Raw genomic sequence first — 21,866 nt, forward strand, 5'->3', positions numbered from 1 at the left:
ATCTGCAAAAAGAATGAAGAGGTGGATCGTATGGATGAGGCAAGGAAAAAGCTCAGGGTATGCCTGATCTGCGTTGTGGCAGTGGCAGTCATTGTTGGGTGCATCTATTATTTTGGAAGTGTAAGAGAACAGAATAATGTCAGTGAAGGGACGCTGGTCCGTCTGGAGGAAGAGATTGTGGAGGACGGAAGATAGAGATGGCGGGCAGTAATGAGACAGTATACATTAAGGCAGACCGGGATGTGGAGGTGAGCAACCCAGATGTTACGTTGGGAGATGTGCTGACCATGGAATGTTCGAATCCACATATTGTACCCAAACTAAACACTATAAAATTGCTAAAATTTCATCACACGGATAACAAGAATCAGAATCGGGTTGCAGTCTCTGTCTTAAAGGTGATTGAGTGTATCCACAAGGAATATCCCAATATCAATGTGGAGAATATGGGAGAGACTGATTTTATTGTTACCTATGAAGTGCAAAAAGATTCTGGAGGTATCTGGCATTATGCGAAGATTACGGCAGTGGTGATCATTAGCTTTATTGGGGCGGCATTTTCTATTATGGCATTTAACAATGATGTAGACACCACCAAGATGTTCGCACAGATCTACCAATTACTGACGGGTAAGACTTCTGATGGATTTACGATACTCGAGCTTACTTATTGTATCGGACTGATTATAGGAATATTGACGTTCTTCAATCATTTTGGGAAGAAAAAGTTTACCGTTGATCCAACACCTATGGAAGTAGAGATGCGACTATACGAAAACGATATTCAGACCACCCTGATTGAGAATTACTCCAGAAAGGAGAAAGAACTGGATGTGGGCAGCACAGATCATACTGGCCGTCATCGGTCTTAGCTCCGGGTTAGTGGTGGCAGGAGGACTCTTCTCATTTATCAGTGGTCTCGGCGTCATCTCTGACTTTGCCGACCGGACACACACCGGAGAACACATTCTTCTCTACGAGACCAGCGTAGCTCTTGGCGGAATCCTGGGGAATATCTTCTTCATATACCATATCGCCATCCCACATGGAGAATGGATGGTGCCAGTCTTCGGTCTGTTTGGCGGAATCTTCGTGGGGTGCTGGGCCATGGCATTGGCAGAAATCCTCAACGTATTCCCCATCTTTATCCGACGAGTCAGGCTGGTCAGAGGAATACAATACCTTATACTGGGGATGGCAATTGGCAAAGGAATCGGGGCGTTCGTATTCTTCGCAGAAAGATGGTAGGTGGGGACGGGGGTATTTTCATTTTCCCCCGTCCCAGATGAAAATATCCCTGTCCCTTTTTGGGTTTGCCCTGTCCCCATTTAAATAGATGAAAATATGATAGTGAAATGATATGGAGGTAAGTAATTGTGGACAAGAAAAAGCAGCAACAAGCATATGAAAATTATGTAAAGCAAAAGACGCCGGTGCACAATCTCCCTGCAAATATGGCAAAAGCATTTGTGGTAGGAGGTGTTATCTGTGTAATTGGACAGGCGATCTTAAATTATTGTGAGAAGATGGGACTTGGCAAGGATATCAGCGGTGGCTGGACTTCTATGATTCTGGTACTGCTCAGTGTGGTTTTGACGGGATTTAATATTTACCCAAGTATCGCAAAATGGGGTGGCGCCGGTGCTTTGGTTCCGATTACTGGATTCGCCAACTCAGTGGCAGCTCCGGCTATTGAGTATAAAAAAGAAGGACAGGTCATGGGAGTCGGCTGTAAAATATTTACCATTGCAGGACCAGTTATCTTGTATGGAATCTTTACAAGTTGGCTTTTGGGACTGGGATATTGGATATTGAAAATCAGTGGTATTGTATAGCCTGACTTGGAAAAATGGATAGATTGTCAATAAGAAAGTGAGAATAATGTATGGAAAAGGGATTACAAAGTATTGCATTTGAGCAGTCGCCGTTTCTTATTACCAGTGCATCTGTGGTAGGGAAGAAGGAAGGCGAAGGGCCTCTGGGAAATATGTTTGATCTGATAGAGACAGAGGATTTATTTGGAGAAGATAATTGGGAATCGGCAGAAAGTGCTATGCAGAAGGAGGCTTGTCTTTTGGCACTTGAAAAAGCACATTTGCTGCCGGAAGACATCCGGTATCTTTTCGGGGGAGATCTTTTGAGGCAGGGAGTAGCGACTTCGATGGGTGTGGAAGAATTGGAGATTCCAATGTTCGGACTTTTCGGAGCATGTTCGACTTCGGGAGAAGCACTGGCGTTGGCGTCTATGAGTGTGGCAGCAGGATATGGAGAATATATGATGGCAGTGACATCCAGCCACTTCGCCAGTGCAGAAAAGGAGTTCCGTTTCCCATTAGGATATGCAAGCCAAAGACCACTGTCCGCGCAATGGACTGTGACGGGAAGCGGTGCATTTATCGTAGGAAAAAGAAGAAGTCATGTCAGGATTACCGGAGTCACCATAGGAAAAATCATTGATTATGGGTTGAAAGATTCCCAGAATATGGGAGCATGTATGGCACCGGCCGCCTGCGATACTATTATAAGAAATCTTGAAGATTTTGAGCGTACACCAGAAGATTATAGCCGTATCATAACTGGAGATCTCGGATACGTCGGTCAGAGCATTCTGTTCGATCTTATGCGGGGAAAAGGATATGATATTAAAGCCAATCATATGGACTGTGGCATGACAATCTTCAATCAACAGTTACAAGATACTCATGCAGGAGGAAGTGGATGTGGATGCGCTGCGACCACATTGTCCGCATATATTCTGCCAAAAATAGAAAAAGGAGAATGGAAAAGAGTATTATTTGTCCCGACTGGGGCACTAATGTCCACCGTCAGCTACAACGAAGGAGCCAGCGTCCCGGGGATTGCACATGGGATTGTACTCGAACATTGCTGATGGGGACACGGCAAATTGAAAAAGGGACACGGAGATTTTCATCTGGGACGGAGGAAAATGAAAAAACCCCCGTCCCCACTTTAGGAGGTTAACATGGATTATATAAATGCATTTTGGGTCGGCGGCTTGATATGTGCCGTCGTACAGATTTTATTAGACAGGACGAAGTTGATGCCGGGGCGTGTCATGGTGCTTTTGGTCTGTACCGGGGCGGTACTTGGAGCATTGCAGATCTACCAGCCTTTTCAGGAGTTTGCCGGAGCCGGAGCGAGCGTACCGCTTACCGGATTTGGCAATCTGTTATGGAAAGGTGTGAAGGAAGCAGTGGATCAGGAGGGATTTATCGGTATCTTTATGGGAGGTTTCAAAGCCAGTGCGGTGGGAATATCGGCGGCATTGATTTTCGGCTATTTGGCATCCTTGATTTTCGAACCGAAGATGAAGAAGTAAAAGGTCGAAAAAAGTAAAAGAATTGTTAAGAAAATCGAAAAATTTGTTGTTTTCTCTATTTATAGATGTTATTGTAAAAAAGGTGGGTTTAACACATGTGCATATATTAGTAGGAGGAAACCAATGAATTACTTAGACATTATCATACCATTTGTCGGTGGATTGGGAATGTTCATCTATGGTATGCAGATTATGGCTCAGGGCCTGGAAAATGCAGCAGGAAATAAGATGAAGACTTTGCTGGAGGTCCTGACCAAGAATAAATTGATGGGTGTTCTTCTGGGAGCGGCAATTACAGCTGTGATTCAGAGCTCATCCGCAACGACCGTCATGGTTGTCGGTTTTGTAAATGCCGGAATCATGAACCTGACACAGGCAATGGGCGTCATCATGGGTGCCAATGTCGGTACGACGGTAACCGGATGGCTGGTATCAGCAGTAGAATGGGCAAAGTTTTTAAGTCCGGCAAAACTGGCGCCAATCGCAGTGATACTTGGTGTTGTTATCATGCTGACAGGAAAGAGACGTTCCTCGAAGGAAATATCTAGTATCATTATCGGATTTGGTCTACTCTTTATCGGAATTACAACCATGTCTTCTGCGGTAGAGCCTTTGCAGGAATCAGAAGCATTCTGTGGAATACTGGTAACATTAGGAAATAATCCGATTATGGGAATCCTGACAGGTGCGTTGGTAACTGCGGTGATTCAGAGCTCCTCAGCTTCGGTCGGTATCCTGCAGAGCCTTGCAGCGGCAGGACTGGTTCCGTTCAGCGCAGCAGTCTACATCATCATGGGTCAGAATATTGGTACTTGTGTGACAGCAATCTTATCAAGTCTTGGAGCTAAGAAAAATGCGAAGACAGCTGCTTTGATGCATCTGTTGTTTAATATTATTGGATCTGTTATTTTTAGTGTTTTTGCAATTGTATTTTTCGAGATTATCAATCCGACGATGGGAGCAGGAATGATCAGTCAGACACAGATCAGTATGGTGCATACGGCATTCAATATTGGAACGACAGTGCTTCTCTTCCCAGTATCTGGCTGGATCATTTCACTGGCGAAGAAGATTGGCCGTGTGGATGAAGATGGACAGGATCAGAGTGTTGTTCTTCTGGATGACCGTATCTTAGAGACTCCTGGAATCGCTTTGCAGTCAACGGTAAAAGAAGTTGCGCGTATGGCCAAGATTGTGGAAGAGTCTTTAGAAGTAGCAAAAGAGGTACTCTTTACACTAAAAGAAGAAGATATCCAATTTCTGAAGGAAGAAGAAGATACCGTAGATAAATTAAGTGCAGGCATCACAAATTACGCAATCAAGCTGAGTTCTTTGCAGATTAGCGAGAAGGAACATCAGGATGTCGCTCATCTGCTCCAGATGATTTCCGATATTGAGCGTATCAGTGACTACTGCGAAAATATTTCCGAATTTGCGGAGACCTTGTATGAGAAGAAAGTGTCCTTCTCTGAGGTGGGGACTGCACAGTTGAAAGAAATGCTGGATGTATGTGCGGATAGTTATAAATATGCATATGAAGCATTTACAGAAAGAAGCCGGGAGAAGGCTCTGAAAGTTATTGAAAAAGAGACGCAGGCAGATGATCTTGAGATTACGCTTAGAAGTAAGCACATCAAGCGTCTTGCGAATAACCAGTGCAACACAGAGGCAGGTGTTGTGTTCCTGGATGCTCTGGTATGTCTGGAACGTATTTCCGACCATGCACGAAATATCGCAGAAGAAGTGCTGGAACAGCAGGCATAGTAAGGGAAAGTATTTATAATAAATATAGTGGCGCAGGATAATCTGAGACATTTTCAGAGCTCCTGCGCCACTTTTATGCTTCAAGGACGATCTTCATTTTGTCCTTGTCAATCTGTTCCCAATGTGTCCGTTGTTCATCAAAACGTTGATTGATCCAGACAATTGCTTCGTCTAATCCTTCCTGGGTAAATGCAAATTCTTTCCGTTCTTTCTGCTCATCGGGTGTAACCTCAAAGCTCCAGGGCTCCGGGTAGACCCAGGTGTTCAAAGTATCTTCAGAAGCTGACAGATAAAAACGCATTCCATGATAGGAACCTGAAAAAGGTTCTTTTTTTAATGCTTTTATATTTAATCCAATCGTTGAAATCATACAAGTCCCTCTTTTCATATTATGGATCTGTTATCACAACATTAGTATACCAGCAAACATAGATTTTTCAATGGAAAAGTCTCCTTTTGCGATTTTAGGCAGAATATTCGGTACCCACGCGAAATAAGCTGTGGGAGATTTTGTTAGATACTTCATGCAAGATGGGCAGGTATTTGAGGAGATCGTCTGTGTCCTCCACTCCTATAAACCCGCTGAAGGAGATTGCAGCAATCACGGTTCCCTCACGGTCATAGACAGGAACGGCAATGCAGCTTCCGTTTTCTGTTGATTCTTTGTGATCAAAAGCATAACCTTGCGTGGCTGTCTGCCTTAATTCTTGCCAGAATCGTTCCGTGTCTGTGATGGTATCTTCGGTAAGCTTTGTCAGTTCGCAGGCGTTGATGATCCGTTCTGCGTAGTTGATTGGAAGAGAGGACAAAAGAATCTTTCCTCCTGCGCAGGCGTGGATTGGGAGATCAGTATGCATTGGCGGCACATAGTCTACAAATCGATTTGTACGGGATTGTTGGATGATTACGCAATGTTTGCCGTTTCGTACCATCAGATTCATTGCCTGTCCATATTGGTCGGTATAGTCTTGCATGATAAAAAGTGCAACATCCTGAAGAGCAAGATAGAGATTGTTCTTCTCTGTAATAAAGCTAAGTTTTTCACCACTGATATATCGGTCATCACTCAACTGAAATACCCATCCCGATTTTTCTAGGGTTTTTAAAATGCGGAAGGTTGTTGAAGGGTTCAAATCACACTTTTTGGCGATTTCATTTACACCAAAACGACTGTTAGGGGCCCTTAACAAATCCAAAACTTGTAATGCACGTTCTACCATTTTTATTGTTTCGTTATTTTTAGGGGTCTGTATGTTCATAAAGAACCTCCCTTCTGTACTGTATTGTGTTGTTTAGGTCAATATGAAAGAGTATGGAATATATATTTCGGTATATATAATATAATACATGTTGTGCAAATATGTCAAATATTTATCTATATAATAATTATTAATGTGCAATAGCGACAAAAATAAGAAAAACTTATTGTGTAAAATACCAGTTTTTTAGAAAAATAAATATTTTTATTGTGTTTTCTGATATGTTGTGGTAAGTTGAACTTGGAACAAGTATTCCGAAAATAAAAATCCAACCCAAAAACAAAAATCAAAAAGAAAAGGAGAGATTATCATGCAGAAAGAAAAACTTAATGGAATTTACATCCCAGTCATCACACCGTTTAACAAGGATGAATCAATTAATTTCAGTGCCATCAAAGAACTGACCAAATTCTTGGCTGATAATGGTGTAACTGGTATCATTCCATCTGGAAGTACAGGAGAAATCACTGCTTTGACAACAGATGAACAGATCGCAATTAATAAAGCATACATAGAAGCTGCTCATGATAACAACATTAAAGTAATTGCATCTACAGGTGCTTACCGTACAACGGATGTTATCAAGATGTCTCAGGCAGCAGAATCAGATGGAGCAGACGGAATCATGGCTGTTACTCCTTGGTATATGGCTCCAAACGAGAAGGAATTAGTTGCTCACTACAAAGCAATCCATGATTCAATCAATATTCCTGTAATGTTATATCACAACCCATACTATTCTACATGCTTACTGAGTGATAAATTCATGGCTAAGCTGTACAACGAAGGATGCATCGATGCAGTAAAAGAGCGTCAGGCAGATGTATTCCGTCAGCAGAACCTTCGTCATCTGACCGATGATGGATTCGCTATCTTCTACGGATATGATGTATACTCTTGTCTTTTCAGATAAAAGTAAGAGTATGTCATTTAAGACAAGCACTTGTAATCCTGATAATCCAATGCGTAAGAACATGGAACATATTGTTGGAGAAGTAGGATTGGATTTCATACTGAATGTAGTCCTGAATAATAAGATGGAAGTTGCAGATGCATATGCAGGGCATTTTATCAAAGCACACAGAGAAGCCTGTGCAAGTGCAGCAAAATTACTGAAAACAGAATTGGTTCCAGATGCAGATATTTCAGTGCTTTCGGCGTTCCCGAAAGATACGGAGTATTCACAGATTGGAACATGTTTTGCAGTATTGGGGCATCATAAAGAAGCGTGTGTACGCAAGGATGGAACGATCGTTGCAATGACAGCAGCCAGCGAAGGTCCGGGATTTCACTCTTTGTTTGGCCCGGGAATGAGATTGTTCTCTCCGCATGATGATAATATTCCTCCGCAAGAGTTAAGAGGAATTCAGACAATGATCTATTCAGACGGAGTCTCTCGGATAGATATCCGCCAGTTTTATAAAGGAAAAGTGCCGGAAGTCTATCCAGACTGGGACACAATTTTAGAGCAGCTAATGGAAAAGTACAAAGGTAAAGATCCGGTTGTCGCAATCTATCCAATGGGAGCGATACAGATCGGTTATCTGGATGAAGAAAAAGAGGTTTGATTATGGATGGAAGATTTGATGTCGCCATTATCGGCGGTGGAGTAGTAGGAAATGCCGTTGCCAGAGAACTTTCACGATATCAGCTTAAGATTTGTGTGTTGGAGAAAGAATTAGATGTTTGCAACGGTGTCAGCGGACACAATACTGGTCTGCTGCATTCAGGAATTCTGCATAAACGAGGAACCTTACGTACGGAATGCTGTATGGAAGGAAATGAAGAATTTGAACAGGTAGCAAAAGAGTTGGATGTACCGTTCAAACGATGCGGGAAATTCATTGTTGGTTCTGGAGAAGAGGAACGGAAGCGTCTGATGGCTTTGTATGATCGTGGATTAGACAATGGAATTCCGGGAATTCGTATGTTGGATGAATCCGAATTGAAAGAGATGGAACCAAATGCGCAGGGAGAATTTGCTATTTTTGTACCTTCTGCCGGAATTCTCTGTCCGTTCTCCTATACGATTGCTTTAGCAGAAAATGCAGCAATGAACGGAGTAAAACATTTCTTTGATCATGAGGTGACAGGTATCACAAAGAGTGCAGATGGTTACGAAATTGCAACAACACAAGAAACAGTTTCGGCACGTTGGATCGTAAACTGTGCAGGACTTTATTCTTATAAGATTGCAGAGATGCTGGGATATGATTCTTATAAACCGAGCAGAGTAAAAGGAGAATATATTATTCTGGACAAACGTGTTGGTGATAAACTGTCCCGTCCAATCTATCCGACACCGAATGAAGCAGGTGCATTTGATGTTCATGTAACACCAACGATTGATGGAAATATTCTGGTAGGACCTACCATTGAGACGATTGGAAAAAATGTGAACTACGATGCAACACAGGGAATGATCCAGCATCTTGGCAAGATGGGCGCGGAATTGTTCCCATATGTAAGGAAAGAATATTACATCCGAAACTATGCAGGTGTATTCCCGACACTTGAGAATCCAGATTCTGATGAAGAACTGGATTTCCAGATTCAGACGAAGGAAGAAGTTCCTTGTACCGTCAATGTTGTTGGTATTACGTCACCTGGTCTTACAAGTGCTCTTCCGCTTGCAAGACGTGTCGTGGAAAAGATTAAGAATTCAGAAAAACTTACATCAAATCCTGATTTTAATCCTGTTCGAAAAGGAATTGTTCGTTTTGCAGAACAGAGTAAAGAGGTTCAGGATCAACTGATTAAAAAGAATCCTGATTATGGTGAGATCTTCTGTCGGTGTGAATGCGTTACAAAAGCCGAGATCAAGCAGGCAATTCATAATATTCTTGGAGTCAGCACAGTCAGTGGAATTAAGTATCGTACTCGTGCAACCATGGGACGCTGTCAGGGCGGATATTGTGAAACCAGAATCACGGCACAGATTCAGCAGGAATTGAATAAAGACAAGACAGAGATACTTTTAAATAAGAAGAATGCCTATATGTTCGTAGGGGAGGTGAGACCAGATGAAGAAGCATGATGTTGTAATTATCGGAGGTGGTCCTGCAGGACTTGCAGCAGCGGTGAAATTAAAACAGCAGGGAATTGATGATATCCTGATCATTGAAAGAGAAAAGCAATTAGGTGGAATTCTGCGTCAGTGTATTCATGATGGCTTTGGTCTGACACGTTTTGGTGAGACATTGAGCGGACCGGAATATTCACAGCGTTTTATTGATATGGTAGAGAAATTGGAGATCCCTTATATTACCAATGCTACAGTAATAGATCTGTCAGGAGATAAGATCGTGACGGCAGCTACTCAGGATGGTCTGCTTCAAGTCCAGGCCAAAGCAGTGATCTTAACGATGGGATGTCGGGAACGTACAAGAGGTGCGCTGGCAATTCCAGGCTCACGTCCATCTGGGATCTATAATGCAGGTGTTGCCCAGAGTTACATTAATCTGTTTAACACAATGGTTGGTAAAGAGGTCATTATTATGGGTTCCGGTGATATCGGAATGATCATGGCAAGACGTATGACTCTCGAAGGAGCGCACGTAAAAGCTGTGTTTGAAGTACTGCCATATCCAAGCGGTCTTCCGCGTAATATTGAGCAGTGCCTGAATGATTATGATATTCCGTTATATCTGAGTCATTCCGTAGTCAATATTAAAGGCGATACACGTATTGAGGGAGTGACCGTTGTACAGGTGGATGAGAACATGCGCCCAATCCCAGGAACGGAGAAAGACTTCTCCTGTGATACGCTGGTATTGTCGGTAGGCCTGATCCCGGAAAATGAATTGTCTATAGAAGCCGGAGTTCTTCTGGATAACAGGACCAAAGGTGCAGTTGTCGATGAAAATTATCAGACAGGTGTACCGGGAATCTTTGCGGCAGGAAATGTTCTTCATGTTCATGATCTGGTAGATTTCGTTTCTCAGGAAGCAGAACGTCTGGCAGATGGTGTTGCTGCATATCTGAAAGATGGGGAATTGCCGAAATGCGATATTACGGTAGAACCAGATGCTGCCATTGGTCATGTGATTCCACAGAAAGTCAGTGGACAGCAAGACTTTGGCTTGTCTATGCGTGTGCGCAAACCATTGAAAAAATGTTGTGTGACAGTGAAGCAGGGAGATGTGGAATTAAAGACAGTAAAACTTCCAAAGGCAAACCCTGCGGAAATGATTCAGTTTGTAGTTCCGGCAGAAAAAATAAAGGCTGACGAGAAAATAGAGGTGTCTGTATATGAAAGATGAGAAAAGAACCTTTACATGTATTATATGTCCAAATGGCTGTGTGATTGAGACTCAGAAAAAAGGAGAAGAGATCATTGTCTCCGGTAATCTATGTAAGATAATATGAAGTGACCTCACGTTTGTGGGTTCGTGGATTTACCTGTAAACTGTTAATTGACAAGATTAATGGTAACAGGGATTACCGCATACAAAAGGAGGCCACTTATATGAAAAGAATAATACGAATCGGGATGGATGTCCATAGTACAAATTATACTTTATGCGCAATGGAGCCAATTATTGGAGAAGACGACAGGATTTTTGCAACGGTTGATGTAACACCAGATTACAAAAATATTTTGATGTTTATTGAGAATTTAAAAATGAAACTCGGTGTTGATAATCAGTATGATATTCAATGCGGATATGAAGCAGGATGTCTTGGATATTCTCTTTATAATCAGCTTACAGCAGCAAACGTTAAATGTGTGATTCTTGCACCAACTACTATGTTGACACCACAAGGAGTTCGTGTAAAAACAGATGCCAGAGACGCAAGGATGATTGCACAATGCTTGTCTTATGGAGGTTACCATGCGGTGTATGTTCCAACTGAAGATGATGATTCTGTAAAGGAATATATTCGTATGAGAGATGATCACAAAACAGCGTTAAAGAAGATAAAACAGCAGATTAGCGCATTTTGCTTACGTCATGGGCACCACTATGCCCAAAGTAAATGGACAATTGCTCACTGGAAGTGGTTGAAAAAACTAGAACTTTCTGCATTGTACCGTGAAGTGTTGGATGAATATATGATTTCATATGAAGAACAAACTGCAAAAATAGATAGACTTGATCAGAGGATTGAAGAACTGGCAGCCCAGGAAAAATATGCAGAAAAGGTAAAAAAACTGGAATGTTTTCTTGGGATTCAAACGCATACAGCATTATCACTGATTGTAGAAACCGGTGATTTTAAAAGATTTGCAAAAGGAAATATCTATGCAGCTTACTTGGGTCTAGCACCAGGAGAGGATTCCAGTGGACCAAAGACTAACAGAACCAGTCTGTCCAAAGCAGGGAATAGTCATTTGAGACAGTTATTGGTGGAAGCGGCAGGAGGAATTTGTAAGGGAACGATAGGTCATAAATCCAAAGCATTGAAAGCAAGACAGAATGGTAATACGGCAGAAGTAATCGCGTATGCTGATAAGGCGAATACAAGGTTGCGAAGTCGATACTATAAATTTATAAGACATGGTAAAGCAAGAAATGTAGCAGTAGCAGCAATAGCAAGAGAACTGGCATGTTTTGTATGGGGAATGATGACGGACAATATCAGCGTAAGGGCTGTATAAGTACATCATGCTCATCTGTCAGTCAAGAGCGCTACGCACCGCATTAGCGGCAGGCTCTTGACAGCCATCTGCCCATGATGAATTGGGCAAACAAGCAGAAATAAGCAGTAAACTGCAGATTTCTGCTGTCAAAAAAGTAACTAGTAAACCATTGACAGTATCTGGGAGGAGCCAAAATAACTTTAAAGGTTCGAGTTATTCGCGTCCTCGCTTTGTTGGCACGAAAAAATCGTGATCCACGTAGAAAGATAGCAGAACTCACGGCGGACCATTAGCCTGTAGGTAACCAATCCACGAATAACAGAGTGGCCAAATGCCGGGAACTGTTAAATCTGGCTCTTTCCAGATGCTGTCAATCAACAAATGTGATAATTGTTAGGGGAAAGCTTCTTAATGCAAAATTTACTCTTGACAAGAGGTCACTTCATAACAGCGAGGAGAAGAGTACGTTAATCAGGAATTGAAAGATCCGAGAAGAACAATCGCCACAACTGTTTCTATTTCAGGGGCTGAGCTGCCGCTGTGCAGTGTGCGCCTGACGAAAGCAATACCGAAAAAAGAGATTTTTAATGTTATGAAGGAAATCCAAAAAGTACGTTTGACAGCACCGGTACGGATCAATCAGGTCGTTATCTCCAATGTCTGTGGACTCGACAGTGATGTGATTGTTACCAAGAATATGGATGATGTTTCAAAATAATCTGGCCTCATAATAGGAAACGAAAAGGAGGAAAAAAGATGCAGAATACATTAGTCCTTTTGCCACTTGATGAAGAGTATCGAAAGAGAATTATGGCAGCATCGCAGGGAAAAAGCGATGTAGTCTTTTGTGATTCCTCCTGGACGCGCGATGAATATATTTCTGCTCTGCAGTGTGCGGATGTATTGCTCGGTGACCCTGAGCCGGAAGACTTGAATGCTTGTCAGAACCTTAGATGGATGCAGACCACGTGGTCTGGGGTTCGACAGTATGTGACGTGTGAAGTGTTCCGGCAAGGGGCCGTGCTATGCAATATGACGGGCGCTTATGGGCCTGCCATTGCAGAGCATGAGATGGCGATGATTCTGGCATTGTGTAAAAGGCTGCCTCAATATCAGAACCACCAGTCCAGGGGGTTGTGGAAAATGGCTGGTTTTGATAAGACACTGGAAGGAAGTACCGTTTTGATTCTTGGTGCGGGAGATATTGGATGCGAGCTTGCTAAACGTTTGCGTCCTTTTGTCAAGAAAATCATAGGCATCCGCAGAAGAGAGCGGGAGTATCCCGATTATTTTGATGAGATGATTACGCTGAATGATCTAGATCAATGTCTTCCGCTGGCTGATGTTGTTTCCTGCAATCTTCCGGATACTTTGGAGACACGACATCTGTTGGATAAAAGGCGACTCCATCTGATGAAAAAGGATGCGATCTTAATCAATGTAGGGCGCGGCAATCTGATTGTTACGGAAGATCTTCTGGAAGTGCTGAAAGAAGGAATGCTGTGGGGAGTTGGGTTGGATGTCACAGATCCGGAACCGTTGCCGCAATATCATTCGCTGTGGAAGCAGCCGAGGGTCATGATTACGCCGCATGTATCCGGCAATGTACATGAGCAAGACAGCCCAAGTATCTGTAGAATCCTGGATTTTGTTGTTCAGAATTATGAGAAGTACATGCAGGGGAAAGATTATGAAAATATCGTGGATATTGATGTGGGATATCGGAAGGGATAAGGTATATTGTTATGAATATGATACCGATTATCTCTCAAATGGCAATCCTGTTTTTAACGGTAGGACTTGGTTTCATCGGTGCAAAGACAGGATGCATGAATGAAGATTCCAATGGACTTCTTTCGAAAATCGTATTGAATCTGACGATGCCATGTTCAATCTTGTATTCCGTTTTTAAGAGCAGTAGGGTCTTGAGTAATGGGCAGGTTGTCCTCCTCCTTATCATGGCAGGTTTTGCTGCGTTGATAATGATTATTCTGTCGAAAATTCTGACCTGCCTGTTCCAGATTCCTGATATCCAGAAAGGAATCTGTGAATTCATGATATTGTTCAGTAATTCTGCTTTTATCGGTTATCCGGTCATTCGGATTATATTTGATGAAAATGCGATCTTTTATGCGGCTGTGGTCAATATGGTATTTACAACACTTTCCTATACGTATGGTGTCACATTATTCGTAAAAAAAGATGAAAATCATCCGCTGGATGTAAAAGTGTTCCTGACGCCAATGGTAATCAGTTCCGTTGCCGCCTGTGTCTTTTATATGGTAAATATCCAGATTCCGGATTTTTTAAAAGATTTTCTGGGATTTGTAGATCAGGTAACAAGTCCTCTAAGTATGGTTTCCATTGGCTGTGCGCTGGCATTCACATCTGGGCGCTACATGACCCGGATGTGGCGGGTGTATCTGGCAGTAGTTTTGCGGATGATGGCAGCACCGATATTCATCGCGCTGATTATGAGGCTGTTTATTTCCAATCAACTTATGATTGGGATTGTGGCAATTATTGTTGCTATGCCGGCAGCGGCCAGTACGACCATGTTTGCCGCAAAATAACATGGCGATCAGGCATTGGCATCCGCCTGTGTCTTCACCAGTACCCTTGCATCAGTGGTTACTATTCCGCTTGTAAGCGCAATCCTGTTTGCCTTTATATTATAGAATGGAGAGAATGGAGAGATAGATTTAGAAAGTGTTGACACGTTTTTGGAAAATGCATATAATATATTTAACGAGAGAGCCGTTGGTCAGATGAAGAATGACCGCCGGAAAATAAGTGTTATTTAGAATAGCGCCTTATCTTACCAGGACAGGGGCGCTATTTTTTTCGCCTGAAAATAGTTATGACAAGAGTCATAACGGTACAAAGCATAATTACAAATGTAAATAAATCATTGTATGTAACCATAGCATCAACCTCCTTTCTTGTGTTCGGCGGCTGACATAGCACCTCAACGGCTCCCTGGGCAAATATATTATTTTAAATTGGGATTTTTAAGAAAATAGAATTTTAAATAGAATCGAATGGTATATACATAAAAGCAGACAAATAATTTAAAGCAGATAACGGGAGTCGAACCCGCCTTTCCAGCTTGGGAAGCTAGCGTTCTACCGATGAACCATATCTGCTTGTATCAATGAATATCTATGAGTGACATTTCTGTCAACACGTCTATTATATTACTTTCCTCCATAAATTGCAATATTAAGAAATCTTTCAGAATTTCTATCGAAAGAATTTGTTTTTATACCGTATACTGTAGGCAGAATCAAGAGAGGAGGAGCCTATGGATAAAGTAATCGAAGTAAAAAACCTTTATAAATTGTATCGGGTAGGTGACGAATTTGTTCGGGCTCTGGATGGTGTGGACTTTGAGATCTACGAAGGGGAATTTTGCGCGATCGTGGGTACTTCCGGGTCAGGTAAATCTACGCTTCTGAACATGTTAGCAGGACTGGAAAAGCCTACCAAAGGGGAAGTGATCATCAGCCATCATCATATAGAGAAATTGAATGAAGAGCAACTGGTGCGGTTCCGCCGGGAGAATGTCGGGTTCATCTTTCAGTCGTTTCATCTTCTTGGTACCATGAATGCGCTGGAGAATGTCGCATTGCCTTTGAGCTTTCGCGGGGTGCCAAGAGAAGTTCGTATGAAAGAAGCAGATAAGATGCTGGAACTGGTAAATCTGAAGAAACATAAAAACCATCTGCCGAATCAGATGTCTGGCGGACAGCAGCAAAGAGTCGGTGTGGCAAGAGCGTTGGTGGTGAATCCGAAGATCATATTTGCTGATGAGCCGACTGGTAATCTGGACTCTCACACATCCGAGGAAGTAATGGAATTGATGCAGCGGGTGGTGCAAGAACAGAAGAAGACGCTTGTTATGGTAACCCATGATGCACATCTGGCAACTTATGCGGATCGGGTTTTTCATATACGAGATGGAAAGATATTAAAGATAGAGGATAACCGCAGCAATCAAGAGAGGGAGGATTGAACATGAAACGATTAAAGAAAGTATTGGCAGGATTCTGCATGGCAGCATTGGTGGTGACGATGGTGAAACCAGCTGAGATACAGGCAGCTTCGCCGGAAATCATCACTATCGAAGCAAAAGATGGAAAGGCACCAGTATTTCAGGCTGGACTGTCGCAGAAATGGACGATTACCGTGACAAACAGTACATCACAGTCACTAAGTCAGGTCGCTCTGGCACCAGAATTAGGAGATAGCGGCAAGTCCTGGCCATTTAAAACAGAATATCAGGATTATAAGCAGTCTGTGGATGTCATTCCGGCAGGGAAATCCTGTGACTTTACCTTTGAATTTGTGCAAAGAGAAGATGTGCCATCTACAGAATATACGCTTCAGTTTGTATTAACGGCAGAGAATGAGGTGAAAGCATCTCAGAAGTTTAAGGTGTATACAACGGCAAAACCGGAAGATACGAAGCCAAGTCAGAAGGAAGGACAGCAGGCAGCAGCTCCTGCGGATGCCTCCCTGCAAAGCGGAAGCTATGGAATGGAAGCAGATGCAGGCGGATTCAGTAATGGTGGTGTGTCATATAGCGGCGGCGGATCTGCGGGCTCGGGTTCGGTTCCGAGAGTGATCGTTACAGGATTTACCACGGATCCAGCAGAAGTACGGGCAGGCAGCAACTTTACATTAACGATTCATTTGAAAAATACTTCAAAGTCTACAAGAGTCAGCAATATGTTATTTGACCTGAGTGCACCGACAGAAGGAAGTGATGAACAGACAGCAGCACCTGCATTTCTTCCGGCGTCAGGATCAAGTTCTATCTATCTGGAAGGAATCGCAGCTAATGGAACAGCAGATATTTCCATTCAGCTCAATGCAAAAGCTGACCTTCTTCAGAAGCCTTACAGTATCGATATGAGCATGAAGTATGAGGATTCCAGTGCGACTCAGATTGAAGCAACGTCCAGTATATCGATTCCGGTCAAGCAGGATGCGAGATTCGAATTCAGTGAATTTGAGATTAGCCCGGAGAGCATTGCAGTGGGCGAGGAAGCCAACGTGATGTGTAATCTATACAATCTTGGAAAGATTAAATTGTATAATGTAAAGGCTACTTTTGAAGGAAGCTGTATTGACAAAGAAGAGGTATTTGTAGGCAATGTAGAATCTGGCGCAAGCGCTTCTATAGATGCAATGGTAGAAGGAAAGAAAGCGACAAAAGGACCTGCCAAGATTACGATGACATTGAGCTATGAGGATGAAGCCGGTGAGGTCAAGACGATGACGAAGGACTTTCAGTTGGAAGTTACAGAAGCCAGTGAGTCGGATCTGGCAGCCATGGATATGGAGACGGAAGATAAGGGAGGAATCCCGGTCATTCCAATCTTGATTCTTGTTGCTGCATTAGCAGTCATCGCGGCAGCAGTGATCATCATTCGAAAAAAGAAGAAAAAACAGACATTAGTAGAAGAGGAGGCGTTGCTGGATGAACTGGATGGACCTTCTGAGGATGAGCAGCAGTAATTTAAAACGGCGTAAATTAAGAACATTTCTGACAGTTCTAGGGGTATTGATCGGTACGGCATCCATTGTTGTTATGATCTCGCTGGGGCTTGGCATGCAGCAGTCTCTCTATCGGGAAGTAGAACAGTCTGGCGGCCTGACTACTATAAAAGTAACAGGAGCGCAGGCCGGGGAATCTGTGATGTATCATTCGTCTGATGAAGAAGAATCTACAAAATATATCAATGACAAATCGGTTGCTCAGTTGGCAGATCTGGAGCATGTGGCTATGGCATCTCCAGTATATGAACTTTCAGTTATCTTATTAAAGGGAAAATATGAAGGCTGGGGGCAGTTGGTTGCCATGACTCCTGAAGCTCTGAAAGCAAAGAACATACCACTGGATGAAGGTACGCTTCCGAATGCGAATGGCGGACACTTGGAGCTGGTATATGGAAATGGGATTCCGACGATGTTCTATGAAAAAGGGACAGATCAGGGGTATTATGAGACTGGTGAATTACCGGATATTGATTTCGCAAAAGACTCTTTATTCATGATTCTAGATCAGGATGCTTATTATAACAGTCAGAATAATGGATCTGGAAACAATGGAGCAACTGCTGGAACAGGGGATGGAAGCGACGGGCAGCAGGTGGTTGTACAATCGGTACAAAAGCATGTCGTAAAAGCTTGTGGAATTGTAGAAGGAAGTCCGGAAGAATATAATGCCAATTACTACAATATATACTGTGATCTGGATACGCTAAAACAAATACTGAAAAAAGAATTCTCAGGAAGAGTCATCCCTGGGCAGCCTACTACAAAGTCAGGAAAACCATACAAAGATTTTTGTTATTCTTATGCGCAGATCAAGGTAGATGATATTGAGAATGTGGATGCGGTGGCTTCCGTCATCCGTGAAATGGGCTATAATGTGGAGACCAATGCAGAATATCTGGATAGCATGAAGAGTCAGTTCGCTATTGTTCAAGCTGTTTTGGGTGGAATCGGAGCAGTATCTCTTCTGGTAGCCGCCATAGGAATTGCCAACACAATGATGATGTCCATCTATGAGCGGACCAAAGAGATTGGTGTGATCAAAGTGTTGGGATGCAGCCTTAAAAATATAAAGCAGATGTTTTTGCTGGAAGCAGCATTCATTGGCCTGATTGGAGGTATTGCTGGCAATATCCTAAGCTTCCTGATGTCGGGCGTGATTAACTTCCTGACTGGTCATGGAGCAGCCATGGGAATCGATGGAAACATATCCTATATACCATGGTGGCTGGTATTATTGTCCATGGGATTTGCCATGCTGGTCGGAGTAGCTGCCGGATACTTCCCGGCACTTCGTGCCATGAACTTAAGCCCATTGGCTGCAATACGAAATGAATAGAGGATTGTATTATTCTTCTATCACATGGATTTCCAGGTAGTCAAAATCAATGGAATCCACAAAATTATCCTGTGTAAACCGCGCTTTGTCATGACGTTTGAATTCCGCAATCGTAGAATCCAGCCAGATAGGTTTGCTCAGATCAAATTCATAACATATGGCATCAAGCGCGTGAAAAATCTTATGGGTCCGGGTATCGTCCGAATCATCACAGATGACGGTATCCCGGATCATTCTATTGTCCTTAAATTCTTTTCCCCATAATCGAAACATAAAAGTATACCTCGCTTTTCCCTATGAATACATAAAAGTATATATTTTTTTGAAAAAACTGTAAAGGGGATGGCTTGATTTCCACTTTATACTATGCTAGACTTGTCAAGTGACAAGACAGTTGTAAAAGCACATAGACTATGAGGAGAAGGGTATGGAAAGGTTTAAAAAGGCATTAGATAAGATTTTTATTGATGGATTGAGTGCGATGGCGCAAGGCTTGTTCGCCACGTTGATTATCGGTACAATCATTCAACAGGTCGGCACACTGATGGGTGGTACAGTCGGTGATATGATTTTTGTAATTGGTAAGGTAGCAGCTTCGCTGACTGGTGCGGGTATCGGTGTGGCAGTGGCTTATAGATTCAAGGAATCCTCATTGGTAGTGGTTTCGGCAGCAACGGCTGGAATGATCGGTGCATTCGCGAGCAAGCTGTTGGCTGGAACGGTTCTGGTTGATGGAGCAATGGTTTACGCCGGACCAGGAGAACCTCTGGGAGCATTTATTGCAGCATATGTAGGTATTTTCTTTGGACATATGGTGGCTGGAAAGACGAAAGTAGATATCTTGGTAACACCAATCGTTTCGATTGGAACGGGTGCGACTGTGGGATTGATTCTTGGGCCGCCAATCTCTGGATTTATGGCATGGCTTGGTTCGCTGATTAACTGGGGAACAGAGCAACAGCCATTTTTGATGGGTATCGTGGTATCCGTATTGATGGGAATGATCCTGACACTTCCGATCAGTTCGGCGGCATTGGGGATTATTCTGAATTTGTCCGGTCTTGCGGCAGGTGCTGCAACGGTAGGATGTTGCTGTAATATGGTAGGGTTTGCAGTGGCAAGCTATCGGGAGAATAAGATCGGAGGTCTATTAGCCCAGGGAATTGGAACGTCTATGCTTCAGGTTCCGAATATTGTGAAGAAACCGGTGATCTGGCTGCCGGTCATCTTATCCAGTGCGATTTTAGGTCCAGTAGGAACGGTAGTATTGCATATGACCAGCAATGCGACAGGTTCTGGTATGGGAACAGCGGGTCTCGTGGGACAGATCATGACGTGGCAGACGATGATCACGACAGAACCAGCATCAGTAGTTCTGATAAAGATTCTGGTCATCCAGATTATTCTGCCGGCAATCGTGACTCTGGGTATCTCTGAATTCATGCGGAAAAAAGGCTGGATTCAGTTTGGAGATATGAAGCTGGATATGTAGTAGAAAGACAACAAAATAAAATCTCTGCTATACAATTTTGCAATAGAATACTATAATGAGAGTAACGTTGATGATTTCAAAATGGACGAAAGCGGGGATACGATTATGACAGGCACAGGAAGAATACACATATACTATGGAGATGGTAAAGGCAAGACGACCGCTGCTATGGGACAGGCAGTAAGGGCTGCCGGGTGTGGGCTTCAGGTGCTTGTTTTTCAATTTTTGAAAGATAATTCCTCGAATGAACGTAAGATTCTGGAGTCCATCTCGAATATTACCTGCCTTCCTGGAAGAGAACCTGTGAAGTTCGTAAGCAGAATGAATGGAGATGAGAAGGCAGAACTGCGTCATTATAATAATAAAGCACTGGACGAGATCGTGAAGTTCTGTCCACCGTTTGATGTGTTGTTATTGGATGAAGCTCTGTGTGCAGTACAGCTGCAAGTTCTCAGTGAAGAAAAGCTTATCAGTTTCCTTCAGCATAAGCCTCGCGGATTGGAGATTATATTGACGGGACATGAGGTATCCAATGACTTTTTAGAAATCGCAGATTATGTCACAAAGATGGTTAAGGTAAAGCATCCTTATGATCTGGGAAAGATGGCGAGAGAAGGAATTGAGTATTAGAATTTTGCATAGAAGTGTAAATATAATCTCTTTCTTAAATAATTGTGAAATCCATGACATCCCATGGTTCATATGTTATACTTAACATAGTACAGAATTAGCTCTTCCCGATGAGAGGAGAGATGCTACATGGAGAATGCAATCAAGAATTATGAAGATGTAGACAGCTGGAAGACGATTATGTTTCTTTATAGCGCCGCGATAAAAGAAGTAGGAACCAAGCTGGATATATTGAATGACGAATTTCAGCATGTACATCAATACAATCCGATCGAACATATCAAGACAAGGGTAAAGTCACCGGAAAGTATTGTAAAAAAATTAAGAAGAAATGGATACGAGATATCAATTGAAAACATGGTAAAGTATGTTAACGATATCGCTGGGGTCAGGCTGATCTGTTCCTTCACATCTGATATTTACAGACTTGCAGAGATGATTGGAAATCAGAGCGACCTGAAAGTACTTTCCATTAAGGATTACATTAAGAATCCCAAGGAAAGTGGATATAAGAGTTATCATATGCTGGTATCCGTGCCGATATTTTTGTCGGACAGTGTAGTCGATACCAAAGTAGAGATACAGATCCGGACCATCGCCATGGATTTTTGGGCAAGCCTGGAACATAAGATTTATTATAAATTTGAAGGGAATGCGCCAGAGTATATCAGTCGGGATCTGAGAGAGTGTGCCGAGATGGTATCTACACTGGATGAAAAGATGTTGTCATTAAATGAAGCGATTCAAGAATATATAGAAAAGCAGGAAGAGTTAAAAGCAAGTACGAACAGGAAAGAAATAGGGAAGCCTAATCAGCAAGAGCTACAGGGTCTGAGTTGATCTCAGACCTATTTCTTTTGGATAATATATTGGCAATATCTATATATAGCCATCAA

At 42.6% G+C, this 21,866-nt stretch carries 23 protein-coding genes, 1 tRNA gene and 1 pseudogene; 21 read left to right on the forward strand and 4 right to left on the reverse strand.

Going from position 1 to position 21,866, the window contains the following annotated elements; all coding sequences use genetic code 11:
- Positions 1 to 30 precede the first annotated feature (30 nt).
- The 7 genes from ABE613_RS03695 to ABE613_RS03725 all read left to right on the forward strand — a co-directional run bounded on the left by ABE613_RS03695 (position 31) and on the right by ABE613_RS03725 (position 5,104).
- Positions 31 to 195 carry a hypothetical protein gene (locus ABE613_RS03695; RefSeq protein ID WP_235232270.1) on the forward strand — a complete coding sequence of 55 codons (165 nt, stop codon included), beginning with the start codon at positions 31 to 33 and terminating at the stop codon, positions 193 to 195.
- 2 nt (positions 196 to 197) lie between these two features.
- Positions 198 to 872, forward strand: coding sequence for a stage V sporulation protein AA (locus tag ABE613_RS03700; RefSeq protein ID WP_235232269.1), 675 nt, complete (start codon positions 198 to 200; stop codon positions 870 to 872).
- A complete protein-coding gene (locus ABE613_RS03705; RefSeq protein ID WP_235232268.1) occupies positions 832 to 1,248 on the forward strand; it encodes a stage V sporulation protein AB in 417 nt (138 codons plus the stop codon). The genes ABE613_RS03700 and ABE613_RS03705 overlap by 41 nt, the downstream gene beginning before the upstream one ends.
- 128 nt (positions 1,249 to 1,376) lie before the next feature.
- Entirely contained in the window at positions 1,377 to 1,835 is a 459-nt protein-coding gene (locus ABE613_RS03710; protein WP_235232267.1) for a SpoVA/SpoVAEb family sporulation membrane protein, read from the forward strand.
- Positions 1,836 to 1,885: 50 nt separating this feature from the next.
- On the forward strand, positions 1,886 to 2,890 hold the full coding sequence (locus tag ABE613_RS03715) for a stage V sporulation protein AD (RefSeq protein WP_235232266.1): 1,005 nt from the start codon (positions 1,886 to 1,888) through the stop codon (positions 2,888 to 2,890).
- A 93-nt stretch (positions 2,891 to 2,983) separates the two neighbouring features.
- Positions 2,984 to 3,340 carry a stage V sporulation protein AE gene (gene spoVAE, locus ABE613_RS03720; RefSeq protein ID WP_235232265.1) on the forward strand — a complete coding sequence of 119 codons (357 nt, stop codon included), beginning with the start codon at positions 2,984 to 2,986 and terminating at the stop codon, positions 3,338 to 3,340.
- 123 nt (positions 3,341 to 3,463) lie between these two features.
- Complete coding sequence (locus ABE613_RS03725) at positions 3,464 to 5,104, forward strand: Na/Pi cotransporter family protein (RefSeq protein WP_347375728.1); 1,641 nt, start codon at positions 3,464 to 3,466, stop codon at positions 5,102 to 5,104.
- A gap of 73 nt (positions 5,105 to 5,177) precedes the next feature.
- Here ABE613_RS03725 and ABE613_RS03730 read toward each other — a convergent pair whose 3' ends face one another.
- Together ABE613_RS03730 and ABE613_RS03735 are read right to left on the reverse strand one after the other, a co-directional pair.
- On the reverse strand, positions 5,178 to 5,474 hold the full coding sequence (locus tag ABE613_RS03730; protein WP_347375729.1) for a GNAT family acetyltransferase: 297 nt from the start codon (positions 5,472 to 5,474) through the stop codon (positions 5,178 to 5,180).
- A 94-nt stretch (positions 5,475 to 5,568) separates the two neighbouring features.
- Positions 5,569 to 6,363: an IclR family transcriptional regulator gene (locus ABE613_RS03735; protein WP_235232262.1), complete on the reverse strand. Its 795-nt coding sequence runs from the start codon at positions 6,361 to 6,363 to the stop codon at positions 5,569 to 5,571.
- Between the two features lie 310 nt (positions 6,364 to 6,673).
- On the opposite strand from ABE613_RS03735, the gene ABE613_RS03740 reads away from it, so the two are divergent.
- The 8 genes and pseudogenes from ABE613_RS03740 to ABE613_RS03775 all read left to right on the forward strand — a co-directional run bounded on the left by ABE613_RS03740 (position 6,674) and on the right by ABE613_RS03775 (position 14,520).
- Positions 6,674 to 7,276, forward strand: coding sequence for a dihydrodipicolinate synthase family protein (locus ABE613_RS03740; RefSeq protein WP_235232261.1), 603 nt, complete (start codon positions 6,674 to 6,676; stop codon positions 7,274 to 7,276).
- A gap of 10 nt (positions 7,277 to 7,286) precedes the next feature.
- On the forward strand, positions 7,287 to 7,931 hold the full coding sequence (locus ABE613_RS03745) for a nickel-dependent lactate racemase family protein (protein ID WP_235232260.1): 645 nt from the start codon (positions 7,287 to 7,289) through the stop codon (positions 7,929 to 7,931).
- 2 nt (positions 7,932 to 7,933) lie between these two features.
- Positions 7,934 to 9,400: an NAD(P)/FAD-dependent oxidoreductase gene (locus tag ABE613_RS03750; protein ID WP_347375730.1), complete on the forward strand. Its 1,467-nt coding sequence runs from the start codon at positions 7,934 to 7,936 to the stop codon at positions 9,398 to 9,400.
- Positions 9,387 to 10,625, forward strand: coding sequence for an NAD(P)/FAD-dependent oxidoreductase (locus tag ABE613_RS03755; protein WP_347375731.1), 1,239 nt, complete (start codon positions 9,387 to 9,389; stop codon positions 10,623 to 10,625). The genes ABE613_RS03750 and ABE613_RS03755 overlap by 14 nt, the downstream gene beginning before the upstream one ends.
- Before the next feature lie 206 nt (positions 10,626 to 10,831).
- Positions 10,832 to 11,965 (forward strand): IS110 family RNA-guided transposase, encoded by a 1,134-nt coding sequence (locus ABE613_RS03760; RefSeq protein WP_235234323.1) that lies wholly within the window; start codon positions 10,832 to 10,834, stop codon positions 11,963 to 11,965.
- A gap of 442 nt (positions 11,966 to 12,407) precedes the next feature.
- Positions 12,408 to 12,665, forward strand: a pseudogene (locus ABE613_RS03765) (DUF1667 domain-containing protein); the annotation flags it as partial.
- Between the two features lie 38 nt (positions 12,666 to 12,703).
- A complete protein-coding gene (locus ABE613_RS03770; protein WP_347375732.1) occupies positions 12,704 to 13,681 on the forward strand; it encodes a D-2-hydroxyacid dehydrogenase in 978 nt (325 codons plus the stop codon).
- An 11-nt stretch (positions 13,682 to 13,692) separates the two neighbouring features.
- Positions 13,693 to 14,520 (forward strand): AEC family transporter, encoded by an 828-nt coding sequence (locus ABE613_RS03775; protein ID WP_347375733.1) that lies wholly within the window; start codon positions 13,693 to 13,695, stop codon positions 14,518 to 14,520.
- 502 nt (positions 14,521 to 15,022) lie between these two features.
- Here ABE613_RS03775 and ABE613_RS03780 read toward each other — a convergent pair.
- Positions 15,023 to 15,093 (reverse strand) — tRNA-Gly (locus ABE613_RS03780).
- A gap of 158 nt (positions 15,094 to 15,251) precedes the next feature.
- Here ABE613_RS03780 and ABE613_RS03785 point away from each other — a divergent pair.
- The 3 genes from ABE613_RS03785 to ABE613_RS03795 are packed head-to-tail and all read left to right on the forward strand — an operon-like array spanning position 15,252 to position 18,848.
- The gene (locus ABE613_RS03785; protein ID WP_347375734.1) at positions 15,252 to 15,962 is read left to right on the forward strand and encodes an ABC transporter ATP-binding protein; all 711 of its coding nucleotides are present in this window, start codon (positions 15,252 to 15,254) and stop codon (positions 15,960 to 15,962) included.
- A gap of 2 nt (positions 15,963 to 15,964) precedes the next feature.
- Positions 15,965 to 17,470, forward strand: a complete 1,506-nt coding sequence (locus ABE613_RS03790; RefSeq protein ID WP_347375735.1) for a COG1361 S-layer family protein — start codon at positions 15,965 to 15,967, stop codon at positions 17,468 to 17,470.
- Entirely contained in the window at positions 17,433 to 18,848 is a 1,416-nt protein-coding gene (locus tag ABE613_RS03795) for an ABC transporter permease (protein ID WP_347375736.1), read from the forward strand. The genes ABE613_RS03790 and ABE613_RS03795 overlap by 38 nt, the downstream gene beginning before the upstream one ends.
- 9 nt (positions 18,849 to 18,857) lie before the next feature.
- Here the strand turns inward: ABE613_RS03795 and ABE613_RS03800 are convergent, their stop codons facing one another.
- On the reverse strand, positions 18,858 to 19,121 hold the full coding sequence (locus ABE613_RS03800; protein ID WP_235232250.1) for a hypothetical protein: 264 nt from the start codon (positions 19,119 to 19,121) through the stop codon (positions 18,858 to 18,860).
- 154 nt (positions 19,122 to 19,275) lie between these two features.
- Between ABE613_RS03800 and ABE613_RS03805 the strand changes: the two genes are divergently transcribed.
- From ABE613_RS03805 to ABE613_RS03815, 3 genes are all read left to right on the forward strand, one after another.
- The gene (locus tag ABE613_RS03805) at positions 19,276 to 20,340 is read left to right on the forward strand and encodes a PTS sugar transporter subunit IIC (protein ID WP_347375737.1); all 1,065 of its coding nucleotides are present in this window, start codon (positions 19,276 to 19,278) and stop codon (positions 20,338 to 20,340) included.
- 81 nt (positions 20,341 to 20,421) lie between these two features.
- A complete protein-coding gene (locus ABE613_RS03810) occupies positions 20,422 to 20,970 on the forward strand; it encodes a cob(I)yrinic acid a,c-diamide adenosyltransferase (protein ID WP_235232248.1) in 549 nt (182 codons plus the stop codon).
- 129 nt (positions 20,971 to 21,099) lie between these two features.
- On the forward strand, positions 21,100 to 21,810 hold the full coding sequence (locus tag ABE613_RS03815; RefSeq protein WP_235232247.1) for a GTP pyrophosphokinase: 711 nt from the start codon (positions 21,100 to 21,102) through the stop codon (positions 21,808 to 21,810).
- Positions 21,811 to 21,866 lie beyond the last annotated feature (56 nt).

The organism is Dorea chungnamensis (assembly GCF_039832125.1).
GTDB lineage: Bacteria > Bacillota > Clostridia > Lachnospirales > Lachnospiraceae > JAFBIX01.

Excerpts from the sequence above, each read along its gene's own strand:
- ABE613_RS03695 (WP_235232270.1), top strand. The coding sequence starts at position 31 with ATGGATGAGGCAAGGAAAAAGCTCAGGGTATGCCTGATCTGCGTTGTG.
- ABE613_RS03700 (WP_235232269.1), top strand. The coding sequence starts at position 198 with ATGGCGGGCAGTAATGAGACAGTATACATTAAGGCAGACCGGGATGTG.
- ABE613_RS03705 (WP_235232268.1), top strand. The coding sequence starts at position 832 with ATGTGGGCAGCACAGATCATACTGGCCGTCATCGGTCTTAGCTCCGGG.
- ABE613_RS03715 (WP_235232266.1), top strand. The coding sequence starts at position 1,886 with ATGGAAAAGGGATTACAAAGTATTGCATTTGAGCAGTCGCCGTTTCTT.
- spoVAE (WP_235232265.1), top strand. The coding sequence starts at position 2,984 with ATGGATTATATAAATGCATTTTGGGTCGGCGGCTTGATATGTGCCGTC.
- ABE613_RS03725 (WP_347375728.1), top strand. The coding sequence starts at position 3,464 with ATGAATTACTTAGACATTATCATACCATTTGTCGGTGGATTGGGAATG.
- ABE613_RS03730 (WP_347375729.1), bottom strand. The coding sequence starts at position 5,474 with ATGATTTCAACGATTGGATTAAATATAAAAGCATTAAAAAAAGAACCT.
- ABE613_RS03735 (WP_235232262.1), bottom strand. The coding sequence starts at position 6,363 with ATGAACATACAGACCCCTAAAAATAACGAAACAATAAAAATGGTAGAA.
- ABE613_RS03740 (WP_235232261.1), top strand. The coding sequence starts at position 6,674 with ATGCAGAAAGAAAAACTTAATGGAATTTACATCCCAGTCATCACACCG.
- ABE613_RS03745 (WP_235232260.1), top strand. The coding sequence starts at position 7,287 with ATGTCATTTAAGACAAGCACTTGTAATCCTGATAATCCAATGCGTAAG.
- ABE613_RS03750 (WP_347375730.1), top strand. The coding sequence starts at position 7,934 with ATGGATGGAAGATTTGATGTCGCCATTATCGGCGGTGGAGTAGTAGGA.
- ABE613_RS03755 (WP_347375731.1), top strand. The coding sequence starts at position 9,387 with ATGAAGAAGCATGATGTTGTAATTATCGGAGGTGGTCCTGCAGGACTT.
- ABE613_RS03760 (WP_235234323.1), top strand. The coding sequence starts at position 10,832 with ATGAAAAGAATAATACGAATCGGGATGGATGTCCATAGTACAAATTAT.
- ABE613_RS03770 (WP_347375732.1), top strand. The coding sequence starts at position 12,704 with ATGCAGAATACATTAGTCCTTTTGCCACTTGATGAAGAGTATCGAAAG.
- ABE613_RS03775 (WP_347375733.1), top strand. The coding sequence starts at position 13,693 with ATGAATATGATACCGATTATCTCTCAAATGGCAATCCTGTTTTTAACG.
- ABE613_RS03785 (WP_347375734.1), top strand. The coding sequence starts at position 15,252 with ATGGATAAAGTAATCGAAGTAAAAAACCTTTATAAATTGTATCGGGTA.
- ABE613_RS03790 (WP_347375735.1), top strand. The coding sequence starts at position 15,965 with ATGAAACGATTAAAGAAAGTATTGGCAGGATTCTGCATGGCAGCATTG.
- ABE613_RS03795 (WP_347375736.1), top strand. The coding sequence starts at position 17,433 with ATGAACTGGATGGACCTTCTGAGGATGAGCAGCAGTAATTTAAAACGG.
- ABE613_RS03800 (WP_235232250.1), bottom strand. The coding sequence starts at position 19,121 with ATGTTTCGATTATGGGGAAAAGAATTTAAGGACAATAGAATGATCCGG.
- ABE613_RS03805 (WP_347375737.1), top strand. The coding sequence starts at position 19,276 with ATGGAAAGGTTTAAAAAGGCATTAGATAAGATTTTTATTGATGGATTG.
- ABE613_RS03810 (WP_235232248.1), top strand. The coding sequence starts at position 20,422 with ATGGACGAAAGCGGGGATACGATTATGACAGGCACAGGAAGAATACAC.
- ABE613_RS03815 (WP_235232247.1), top strand. The coding sequence starts at position 21,100 with ATGGAGAATGCAATCAAGAATTATGAAGATGTAGACAGCTGGAAGACG.